The following is a 10613-nucleotide window of genomic DNA, read 5'->3' as shown; positions in this document are numbered from 1 at the left end:
TTTAGTCGGCGCCTGCGCAGACTGATTGGCGTGGAATAAAGACGTTTGCGCAGAGAAAATCGATAAAGACGCGCAGTTTGGGCGTCATGTAGCGGCCGGAGGGCCAGACGACATGCAGACTGACCGAGCGTTCGACATGGTCGTCCAGCACGGTGCGCAGTTGGCCGTCAGCCAGCGCTTTCTGTACGGAAAAGTCGGGCAGACAGGCGATGCCCAGTCCCTGCAACGCGAAACACACGCGGGTTTCAATATTATTGCACACCATCGAGATGGGGATTTGCAGTTCGTTTTCATCGGCCAGCGGCCAGGTTTCCAGCTTGCCGCTGTTGGGAAAACGGTAATGCAGGCAGGTATGTCGCGCCAGATCGGCGGGTAGCTGCGGCATGCCGACCCGAGCGAGGTAATCCGGCGAAGCGGCCAGCAGCATCTTAAAATCACCCAGCTTACGAGACAGCAGGCGGGAATCGGTTAAGTTTCCGGTGCGCACCACCGCTTCAAATCCCTCTTCGACCACATCGACCTGACGATCGCTGAAGTCCAGATCCAGTTCAATTTCAGGATATTGCCGCATGAAGTCGCCCAACACCGGCAATAGCAGCGAACTCACCACGGGCAGGCTGACGCGCAATTTTCCGCTGGGAACCGCCGCGACCTGCGACAGCTCCTGCTCCGCAATCTCAATTTCTGACAGAATGCGCCGGCTACGCTCAAGGAAAAGCGATCCTTCGGCGGTCAGGGTCATGCTGCGGGTACTGCGGTGAAATAGGCGTACGCCCAGCCGGGCCTCTAAACGCGCGATACTCTTTCCCACCGCCGACGCCGAAATGCCTAACGAACGACCGGCGACCACGAAGCTACGCGCTTCGGCCACCTGTACAAACACGGTTAAACTACTCAGGCTATCCATTCTTTCTCCCATTGCGGACAAATATGTCCGCGATAAGAGAAATCTACCCTGCATTCTCCTGACTGACTAGCGCTCCGGCGTATTCAGGTAATGGGCTTCGCCCTGCTGCATTTCGCTTATCATAAAATCCAGAAACGTCTGCATCGGCGCAGGATGGTGCTTTCCCGCCAGGGTTTGTATCTGTAACGAGCGCTGATCGAGCTGTTTGATATTTAACAATTTCAGCCGGATGGGATCCTGTAAATATTTATACATCACCGAGTAGAAACTACAGGCGGTGACGGCCAGCGGCGTTTGCAGCGCATAGTGATAGAGGGTGGTGAAATTATTACAACACAGCGCAGGCTCCAGAAAGGTTCCGCTCATGCGACACGAAAGATCGAACAACTGCCGCAGCGTGGTGGACGAATCCGGCAGCGCCAGCGGAAAGCCCTCCAAATCCGCCAGTTGAACCGCTTTCTCCGCCAGCGGGTGTTGCGCCGACATCAGCAGCATCAGCGGGGCCGGCAGCGATAGCTCGACGTTAACCCCCTGCTCCGGCGCCAGCGAGAATTGCAGGGCGATGTCCACCTCGCCGTTGCGGATCATCTGGGATACCTGCATTGCCGACCCTACGCTGAGATGAAAGGTCATATCGGCGTCGTGTCGGCGAAAGCGGGAAAACAACGTCGGCAACGAGTCAAACGCCATGCCTTCGGTACAGCCAATCCTCAGCAGCGTGCGGCGGCTGCCTTTCAGCCCCTGAATTTCCGCCACCGCCAAATCCATATCCATCATGCTTTTACGCACATGGTTTTCCAGAATTCGGCCGGCGTCATTCAGCACCATGCCGCGGGCATGGCGCTCGAACAGCGGCACGCCGAGCCGCTCTTCCAGCCGCTGGATTTGCCGGCTGATTGCCGATACCGCCACAAAAAGATGTTCGCTGGCCGCGCTGAGCGAACCGGTCGTCGCCACCACCAGAAAATAACGGATTTCAGAACTGTGCAGCATCGTGATAAGTCGCTCTCTGCCGGAAAAGGTATGAGGTTTATATTAAAAGCAAAGCTTGGTTGCAAATTTTATTATTGTTGCAAAGGTCTTTTTTCCTTTAACTAGCTTATCCCTTTATTACCCGCCAGTTCCGCTGTTATCCGTCAAGGAAGCCATGACCCGCGCTGACATTATCCAACAAGCCTGCGATCGTTTCGATCGCGGCGAGTTTAAACATATTCTGGCCCGCCGCGTCGCCTGCGCCAGTGAAAGTCAGGATCCGCATAGTCGCGCCATACTGCGCGCTTATCTGGACGATGAGATCCGCCCGTCCCTTGAGGCGATGGGGTTTACCGTCACCCTGGTCGAACACCCGCTCGATCCGCCGATTCCGTTCCTGATGGCCGAACGCATCGAACACCCCGATCTGCCCACGCTGTTGTCATACGGTCACGGCGACGTGGTGTTCGGCGATGGCGAAAACTGGCGTCAGGGGCTGCACCCCTGGACGTTGGCGGAAGAAGGCGACCGCTGGTACGGCCGCGGCAGCGCCGACAATAAAGGTCAGCACACCATTAACCTGATGGCGCTTGAGCAGATTTATCAGGCGCGCGGCAGCCAGTTGGGATTCAACTGCAAGCTGTTGTTTGAAATGGGCGAAGAGATTGGTTCGCCGGGCCTGGCCGCTATCTGTCGGCGTTATAAACCGCAACTCGCCGCGGATATCTTTATCGCCTCCGACGGCCCCCGGCTTAATGCCGACCGCCCGACCTTATTTCTCGGCTCGCGCGGCTGCATCAATTTCAGACTCAGCATTCGTGCGCGTAATCAGGCTTATCACTCCGGCAACTGGGGCGGGCTGTTAAGCAATCCCGCCACCCAACTGGCGAACGCCATCAGCAGTCTGGTGGACGGCCGGGGGCGAATGCGCATCGAAACGCTGTTGCCGCCGCCGCTGACGCCATCGATGCGACGCATTCTCAGCTCGGTCGCGCCGGGCGGCAGCTCGGGCGACCCTGAGATTGATCGCGATTGGGGCGCCGAAGGACTCACCCCCGCCGAGCGCCTGTTTGGCTGGAATACGCTGGAAGTGCTCTCGTTTATCGCCGGCAATCCTGATAAACCGGTTAATGCGATCCCGGCCGACGCGACGGCCCTATGCCAGCTACGTTTTGTGGTAGGCACCGACTGGCGGCGGCTGACCGAGCATCTGCGGGCGCATCTGGATAAGCATGGCTGCGCCAATGTGGACATTGAGATGCTCAGCGCTTCGCCGGCCACCCGCTTCGATCCGGACGATCCGCTGGTAAACCGCACATTGGCGGTGATGCGGCAGATCAGCGGCAAGCCGCCGGCGCTGCTGCCTAATCTGGGCGGCTCGCTGCCCAATGACGTTTTTGCCGATATCCTCGGCCTGCCCACCTTATGGATCCCGCATTCTTATCCGGCTTGCGGACAACATGCGGTGAATGAACATCTGCTGAAATCGGTGGCGCGCGAAGGGTTGGCCATCATGACCGGGCTGTTGTGGGAGTTGGGGGAACCAGGCTGGGCCTCGGCGGGAAAATAAAGGGTACGGCGTGACGAGGCCATCCATCCGGCCTCGCCTGGGCTAACGGCTTATTTCGCCTGCGCGGCTTTCATCCATTCAGGTTTCTGAAAGGCATGAAACATGGAGTCTTTATCGTCAAAGAACGCGGCGAACTGCGGTGATTGCACGGCGGCTTTCAGGTCATGGGCAAAAGGCTTATCGGCGTCTTCCGCGCGCACCACAATCATATTTTTCAGGTCTTCGGGCAAGACATCCAGCTGGATGGCATCCGACAGATTCAGGCCGGCGGAAATGGCGAAGTTGGCGTTGATCAATGAACCGGTAACGCCCCCCAGCGCGCGTGGCAGTTGCGCGGCTTCCAGCGGTTTGAAGACCAATCCTTTAGGATTGTCGATGATATCCCGCAGTGACGCCTTGGTCGGGGTAATGGCCGGGTTGATTTTAATCAGGCCATATTTTTGCAGAAAATCCAGCGAACGGGCCAGATTGGAGGGATCGTTAGGCAGCGTCACCACATCCCCGGCTTTCAGTTCGTTCAGCGAGCGGACTTTATTGGAGTAAAAACCCATGCTGGCGGTCGGTACGGTAATCACTTCCGCCAGTTTCAGCCCCTTATCCGCGCTGAAACGGTCCAGATAACGACGGTTTTGAAACAGGTTGGCGTCAATGCTTTTATTCGCCAACGCCAGGTTAGGCTGAATATAGTCGCTGAACTCGCGCACCTTGACCTCATACCCTTTTTCCGTCAGTTGCGGTTTAATCGCCTTGGTAACCATATCGCCGTAAGGGCCGGGCGAAACGCCAATGGTAATCTCTTTCGGTTGTTCAGCCGCCAGCGTTTGGGATATGCCCAGCGCCAGCAGCAATGGAATAACTTTTCTTAATATCATGATGGGTTACCCTTCGTCCTGTTTGAGTCGTGTTTTATCGTTATATTGAATTTCCGCGCTAAGCGGCGCTCTGCCTGAATTAATTGCCGGCAAGAAAAAACGCCATTGCGCATCCGTCCATTTTAAGCGTTATTTTCCCCTGGTGTCGGGATAATTCGCCGTCATCAAAATAAAAAGGTTTCCTGTCCGTAACTGTATTTTTCATACAGCGGCGGATTAATCTCGAATCCGATCCCCGGTTTATCCGGCACCGCCACGCAGCTGTCCGGGTCTATTTCCACCAACGGCAGCATAAAGTCCTGATGCCAATAGCGGGAGGATGGCGGAATATCGTGCGCGTAGATAAAATTGGGTAAGGTGGCCACGGCGATATTGTGCGCTTTGCCCACCGCCGTATCCAGCATACCGCCGCACCACACCGGGATACCGTGCGCCTGACAATAATCATGAATCAGAATGGTTTCGGTAATGCCGCCGACGCGGGCGATCTTGATATTGATAATTTTCGCGCTGCCCAGCTCAATCGCTTTGCGCGCATCTTCAACCGACGCGATACTTTCATCCAGACAAATTGGCGTCGTGATGGCTGCCTGAAGTTTGCGATGATCGACGATATCGTCATGCGCCAGCGGTTGTTCAATCATAATAAGATTGAATTTATCCAGACGTTTAAATAAGTCGATATCATTCAGCGTATAAGCCGAATTGGCGTCCGCCATCAGCGTAATATCGCCAAAAGCCTGCCGCAGCGCCAGAATATAGTCATAATCCTGACCGGGCTTTATTTTTATCTTTATCCGCTTATAGCCTTCGCGTAGAAAACCGTCGACGACATTCACTAACTTATCCGGCGTTTCCTGAATACCGATGCTGACGCCGGTTTCTATTTTATTTCTTGTGCCGCCGATGGCCTGGTGCAGCGGAATACCCTTAATCCTGGCGTAGAGATCCCATATTCCGCCTTCAATCGCCGCCTTGGCGCAGTTATTTCGCTTTACCGGGGAAAAAATTTCTCTTACCTGTGAAGGATGCTGAATATCGCCGGCCTGTTTAAGCATCGGAATAAGAAAATCCCGCATAATATGCCAGGCGGTGATATTGGTTTCTTCATTATAAAACGGTAAGGCAATGGCGGAACAATCGCCGTAACCGACCTGCCCTGCGGCGTGAATTTCAGCAATGGAGAAATGTTTTTCGGTTTGTGTGGCAAAGCTGGTGGTAAATGGCGTCTTCAACGCCATTTTCATCTTGCGCAAAACAATTTTATCGATTCTCATGACATAGTCCTGATAACGCCTTGAATGTGGCAAGATCCCTATTCATAACACAGCTAATGGAGTTAAAAACATTGCGCATTGCGTTGCCTTAAGATGCCGTTGTGGCAACAAAAGACTAAATATGTTTATAAATCAATTAATAATAAAATAATCGCTCTCTAAAAGGTAGAGAGAAACGAGCTTTGCGTCAATGATAAAAAAAGCAAGTGAGCTTTCTATTTTTTAGAAATGATGAGGTGATTTTTGCGCTCGCGGCAATGGCCGTGATAACGGTCGGGCAGCCGGATTAGGTGTCGGCGTTGACGGCAAGCGACGAGGAGTTTGCCGCCTGGTTAGATCATGATGCCGCCTGCTGCAAGCGGGCATAACATTGTTCATAGGAATAATTAGCCAGCCGGCTCAGACCGCCCCAGCATCTCGACTGGTTGCGCAGCAGATAAGCGCGGTTTTCAGGGTATAACGACGAACGCCACTGCGGGATGGCGATACCCAATGCCATACGCGTCGCGATCAGATCGGGCAGCAAGGCGATTTCTTCCGCCGACAGCGGCAACTGCTGATGATAGGCGGCGAGAAACGGCAGCACGTATTCCAACGGATCGTCGCCGTCGCCGATCTGGTAAGCCAGCGCGGTAGCCAGTTCGGCAATCAGCGGCGCATGCAGAGCATCGCCAAAATCAATGATTCCCGCCACCTGTTGCGGATTATTCCGGGTCACCAATACGTTGTGCGGATTGAGATCGTTATGAATGGTTTGCTGACGCAGCATTTTTAACCGCGGCGCCACAAACTCGTCGTAACGATCAAAAATACGCGTGATGTGTTGATGCTGCCGCCGATCGTCGACAAAGGCCAGATAAGGCCGTACCTGCTCTGCCCGGCTGATATCCCACAGCAGCGGACGATGCGCGGCGGGATGCGAAAACCCCTGTAACGCCAGATCCAGTCGCGCCAGATTTTTCCCCAACTCGCGCATCAGTTCAACCGACGGCGACGCCGCATGTTGCGGCATGCCATCCAGATAGCTGACCAACCGCACCCGCAGAGACACGCCATTGGCTTCAACCTGCGGTTCGGCCAGTTGGTGCTGCGTAATGACGATGCGCGGAACCCGCAGATCCGGCGCATATTGGGCGATATGCAACAAGATGTTTGTCTGGAAGTGGCTGACCCCGGCAGGTTCCGCCGCATTAATGACCTTCAGCATGTAGCGGCGTTCGGGCGTTACCGTCAGGCGGAAGTTCAGATCGCGCTCGCCCTGCAACAGTTCGATATGGCCGCGCAGGCCGTACAACCGCCAGACAATCTCCGCCGCCTGCCGGCAAGACATCTGCGGTACCGGCTGCGTCATCAAATCATCAGCAATCGCTGTTTTTTGCCGGCTCATAGATAAAGACTCCATTCGACTCCGTGTCGGCATGCCGACCGCCATTAACGCGGATCCGCGCGCCCTGATACGGGTCGGATTTAGTGGCCGCCGCGCAGTCGTTCCGATCTGCGACGTAAGATTTCCATCACAATCAGCAAGATCAACGCCGCGCCGACCATCATGGACGCCGCAGCGGCGATCGTCGGGTCAAGGTTTTCCCGGATACCGGCAAACATCTGCAACGGCAGCGTACGCTGGCGCGGGCTGGCGAGGAACAACGTGACGATCACCTCATCAAACGAGGTGGCGAACGCAAATAGCGCGCCGGAAAACACGCCTGGCGCAATCAGCGGAAAGGTCACCTTACGGAAAGCCAGTAACGGCGGCGCGCCCAGGCTGGCCGCCGCTCGCGTCAGGTTTTGATCATAGTTTTTCAGCACGGCGGTCACGGTGATGACGACGAACGGCACGCCCAGCATGGCATGCGCCAGCACCAGGCCGATATAACTGTTCAGCAAAGAGAGTTTGGCGAAAAAGAAAAACATGCCGACGGCGACGATAACCACCGGCGCGATCATTGGCGATATCAGCACCGCCATCACCAGGGATTTCCCCCTGAACTCGCCGCGCACCAGCCCGACTGACGCCAATACCCCAAGAACGGTCGCCAGCAGCGTCGACAGCGGCGCTATCAGCAAACTGTTGCCTAATGCGCCCAGCCATTCGCTTGAGTTGAAGAATTCATAGTACCAGCGCAGTGAAAAGCCGCTCAGCGGATAGCTCAGGAATGACCCGGCGTTAAATGAAAGCGGCACAATGACCAGCACCGGCACAATCAGAAACAGGAGCATGGCCGCGCCGTAAAAATTAAAGAACGTATTCCACAAGCGGATAACTGTCTCACCCTGCTGTCTCATATTCGTTTTCCCTTTATCTATACCCGTTATCAATCAAGTCGCGGCAGCGAAACGGCAAGGCTTACCGCCCTTGAACGCCATCAGATATATCAATCGCATCAAAAAGCGTTATTACGCGGCGCGGATATTAACGCGCCGCAACTTCGGCATTGGTTTTTGTCACGCGGATATAAACCACATACAGCAGCGTGACGATGATCAGCAACTGCGTTCCCAATGCGGCGGCCATTCCCCAATTCATGGTGGTATTGGTAAAGAAGGCGACAAAGTAACTCAGCATTTGATCGCTTGGCCCGCCCAACAGCGCCGGCGTGATGTAGTAGCCAATCGCCATCATGAATACCAACAGCGCTCCCGCCGTTACCCCGGCATAGGTTTGCGGCACATAGACGCGCCAGAAGGCGATAAACGGATGCGCGCCCAGTGAAACGGCCGCGCGAACGTAGTTTGGCGAAATCCCCTTCATCACGGCATACAGCGGCAGGATAAAAAACGGCAACAGGATATGCGTCATCGAGATATAAACCCCGATGCGGTTGAATACCAGCACCAGCGGTTGATCGATGAGGCCGATATTCATCAGTGCGCGGTTAATCAACCCGCCGGACTGCAACAACACAATCCAGCTGGCGGTGCGCACAATCAATGACGTCCAGAAAGGCAACAGCACCAGAATCAGCAACAGGTTGGCCCGGTTGGACGGCTGTTTCGCCAGCCAATACGCCAGCGGATAGCCCAGACCGACGCACAGCAGCGTGACGACGCCGGCCATGAGCAATGTACGCAATAACACATCGACATACAGAGATTGATCGGGCGACTGGCGCACGATCTCCTGGGTTTTGGCATCCACCTTGTGATCAAAAACCGCAAGCAGGTAATAACTGGTAAAGGGTCGGGATGCGCGATCCAGCGTCTGCCAGGTCGATAATTCGCCCCACAGCGGCTGATCGCCGATCAGTTTGCCGCGCACGTCGCCGCTGCCCTCGGCAGGCAGACTGCGTATTGTGCGGGTAATCAGCGTGCGGTACTCGGCGCCTTCATACCCCAAACGTTTGGTAATCTGCGAAAGCTTACCGCCGCTGCGCGCGGCGCGTAAGTCGTCAATCACGGCCTGAAATACGCGTTCATCCGGTACTTCGTTGCCAGACCATTGCCGCATTGCGGCGATGGTGGCTGGCATATTTTCCCTCAGTTCCGGATTAGCGACGCTTTTCCCCAGAATCGAAATAATCGGGAAGAGAAAACTGACCATAATGAACAGAAACAAAGGCGCAATCAGCAGCAAGGATCGTTTTTTATATACCGCCTGCGCCTGATGTAATTGCTGTTTCAGTTTGGCGTTCCCTTCTTTTTCGTCGGCTGGCGGCATGGTCGCCGCCATTTCGCTCTGGGTCATAGCCTGTATCTCCATTTATGCTTTTTACGGGTAGAACTATTACTTAATTACTGAGCAGCCCATGAGTTAAAGCGCTGTTCCAGTTCTTCACCGTGATCGATCCAAAACTCGGTATCAACTTGCAGCGCCTGAGCCAGGTTCTCTGGCGCGGTGGGCAGGTTGCTGACGATTTCCGGCGCGATCAGACTGGTGGTTTTGATGTTGGTCGGACCATAAGGAATGTTTTCGGCGAAGATTTTCTGGTTTTCAGGCTGGTTGGCGAAGGCGATGAATTGTTCAGCCAGCGCCTTGTTTTTAGTACCCTTCACAATCGCCCAGCTATCCAGATCGTAAATGCTGTCGGCCCAGACGATGCGGAAGTCATGCCCCTCTTTTTGCGCGGAGGCAACCCGACCGTTGTAGGCCGAGCTCATCACCACGTCGCCGGAAACCAGCCATTGCAGCGGCTGCGCACCGGATTCCCACCATTGGATATTGGATTTAATCTGATCCAGTTTTTTGAACGCACGGTCAACGCCGGCCGGCGTCGCCAGTTCTTTATACAGGTCTTCACGTTTTACGCCGTCGGCCAGCAGAGCGATTTCCAGCGTGAATTTAGCGCTTTTACGCAGCGCGCGTTTTCCCGGATAGTTTTTCACATCCCAGAAATCCGCCCAGTTTTTCGGCGCCTGTTGCAGTTTTTGCGCGTTATAGGTTAATACCGTTGACCAGAGGAAGATCCCCGCGCCGCATTCTGATACCGAACCTTTGACGAACTGCGACTCATCGCCCAGTTTTTTCCAGTCCAGCGGTTCAAACAGACCTTCGTTGCAGCCGCGCAGCAATTCCGGGCCTTCCACTTCTACCACGTCCCAACCAATCTGGCCGGTTTCCACCATGGCGCGAATACGCGCCATTTCGCCGTTGTATTCGCCGGCCTGAACCGTCCCCAGACCGGCGGCGGCGAACGGTTTGTAAAATGCTTTGTCCTGTGCGTCCTTATTGGTGCCGCCAAAGGAGATCACAGTGATGGATTCCGCCTGCGCCTGACAGGCCATTGCGACGAGAAACGCGGATACGGCAATTTTCTTCAACATAGTTCGGCTCCTGATGTGTGTTAGTCAACGTAAAGCAGGCAAGCAAGCACCAAATCCTTGATGCAGCATACATAACGATTAAGCATAAACTGTGCCACATTGGGTGTTTATGAAGGTTTGGCGTAATGGCTGGCGAGGATGGCTGAACAACGCGTGGGAATAAGCAACCCGACGTTTGGACAATTTTTCTGTTGCCAGTATCTCCCTTTAACAGTGCGTTACCTTTATCGGCCCGCACCGTTAAAGTGCATGAG

The 10613-nt window shown here is 54.8% G+C and carries 9 protein-coding genes; 1 reads left to right on the top strand and 8 read right to left on the bottom strand.

All coding sequences use genetic code 11. The features are described 5' to 3' along the window. Position 1 precedes the first annotated feature (1 nt). Together ABRZ26_RS00930 and ABRZ26_RS00925 are read right to left on the bottom strand one after the other, a co-directional pair. Complete coding sequence (locus tag ABRZ26_RS00930; protein WP_319602382.1) at positions 2-907, bottom strand: LysR family transcriptional regulator; 906 nt, start codon at positions 905-907, stop codon at positions 2-4. Positions 908-973: 66 nt separating this feature from the next. Continuing rightward, positions 974-1897, bottom strand: a complete 924-nt coding sequence (locus ABRZ26_RS00925) for a LysR family transcriptional regulator (RefSeq protein ID WP_319602917.1) — start codon at positions 1895-1897, stop codon at positions 974-976. A gap of 157 nt (positions 1898-2054) precedes the next feature. Here ABRZ26_RS00925 and ABRZ26_RS00920 point away from each other — a divergent pair, with 157 nt between their 5' ends. Continuing rightward, positions 2055-3449, top strand: a complete 1395-nt coding sequence (locus ABRZ26_RS00920) for a M20 family metallopeptidase (protein WP_319602381.1) — start codon at positions 2055-2057, stop codon at positions 3447-3449. A 50-nt stretch (positions 3450-3499) separates the two neighbouring features. Here ABRZ26_RS00920 and ABRZ26_RS00915 read toward each other — a convergent pair whose 3' ends face one another. From ABRZ26_RS00915 to ABRZ26_RS00890, 6 genes are all read right to left on the bottom strand, one after another. Further along, positions 3500-4321, bottom strand: coding sequence for a MetQ/NlpA family ABC transporter substrate-binding protein (locus tag ABRZ26_RS00915; protein ID WP_319602380.1), 822 nt, complete (start codon positions 4319-4321; stop codon positions 3500-3502). Between the two features lie 164 nt (positions 4322-4485). Continuing rightward, the gene (gene menC, locus ABRZ26_RS00910; protein ID WP_319602379.1) at positions 4486-5598 is read right to left on the bottom strand and encodes an o-succinylbenzoate synthase; all 1113 of its coding nucleotides are present in this window, start codon (positions 5596-5598) and stop codon (positions 4486-4488) included. 337 nt (positions 5599-5935) lie between these two features. Further along, positions 5936-6985 carry a phosphotransferase gene (locus ABRZ26_RS00905; protein ID WP_319602378.1) on the bottom strand — a complete coding sequence of 350 codons (1050 nt, stop codon included), beginning with the start codon at positions 6983-6985 and terminating at the stop codon, positions 5936-5938. Positions 6986-7065: 80 nt separating this feature from the next. After that, positions 7066-7884, bottom strand: a complete 819-nt coding sequence (locus ABRZ26_RS00900; protein ID WP_319602377.1) for an ABC transporter permease — start codon at positions 7882-7884, stop codon at positions 7066-7068. Between the two features lie 127 nt (positions 7885-8011). After that, the gene (locus tag ABRZ26_RS00895; protein WP_319602376.1) at positions 8012-9283 is read right to left on the bottom strand and encodes an ABC transporter permease; all 1272 of its coding nucleotides are present in this window, start codon (positions 9281-9283) and stop codon (positions 8012-8014) included. A gap of 47 nt (positions 9284-9330) precedes the next feature. Continuing rightward, the gene (locus tag ABRZ26_RS00890) at positions 9331-10359 is read right to left on the bottom strand and encodes an ABC transporter substrate-binding protein (RefSeq protein ID WP_319602375.1); all 1029 of its coding nucleotides are present in this window, start codon (positions 10357-10359) and stop codon (positions 9331-9333) included. Positions 10360-10613 lie beyond the last annotated feature (254 nt).

The sequence above is a fragment of the Brenneria sp. L4-2C genome, assembly GCF_040240335.1.
GTDB lineage: Bacteria > Pseudomonadota > Gammaproteobacteria > Enterobacterales > Enterobacteriaceae > Brenneria.
Note: the sequence above shows the minus strand (reverse complement) of the source record. Positions and strands in the feature narration are given on the sequence as shown.

What these genes read in the sequence shown, in the direction of transcription:
- ABRZ26_RS00930 (WP_319602382.1), bottom strand. Translation starts at nt 907, where the DNA reads ATGGATAGCCTGAGTAGTTTAACCGTGTTTGTACAGGTGGCCGAAGCG.
- ABRZ26_RS00920 (WP_319602381.1), top strand. Translation starts at nt 2,055, where the DNA reads ATGACCCGCGCTGACATTATCCAACAAGCCTGCGATCGTTTCGATCGC.
- ABRZ26_RS00915 (WP_319602380.1), bottom strand. Translation starts at nt 4,321, where the DNA reads ATGATATTAAGAAAAGTTATTCCATTGCTGCTGGCGCTGGGCATATCC.
- menC (WP_319602379.1), bottom strand. Translation starts at nt 5,598, where the DNA reads ATGAGAATCGATAAAATTGTTTTGCGCAAGATGAAAATGGCGTTGAAG.
- ABRZ26_RS00905 (WP_319602378.1), bottom strand. Translation starts at nt 6,985, where the DNA reads ATGAGCCGGCAAAAAACAGCGATTGCTGATGATTTGATGACGCAGCCG.
- ABRZ26_RS00900 (WP_319602377.1), bottom strand. Translation starts at nt 7,884, where the DNA reads ATGAGACAGCAGGGTGAGACAGTTATCCGCTTGTGGAATACGTTCTTT.
- ABRZ26_RS00895 (WP_319602376.1), bottom strand. Translation starts at nt 9,283, where the DNA reads ATGACCCAGAGCGAAATGGCGGCGACCATGCCGCCAGCCGACGAAAAA.
- ABRZ26_RS00890 (WP_319602375.1), bottom strand. Translation starts at nt 10,359, where the DNA reads ATGTTGAAGAAAATTGCCGTATCCGCGTTTCTCGTCGCAATGGCCTGT.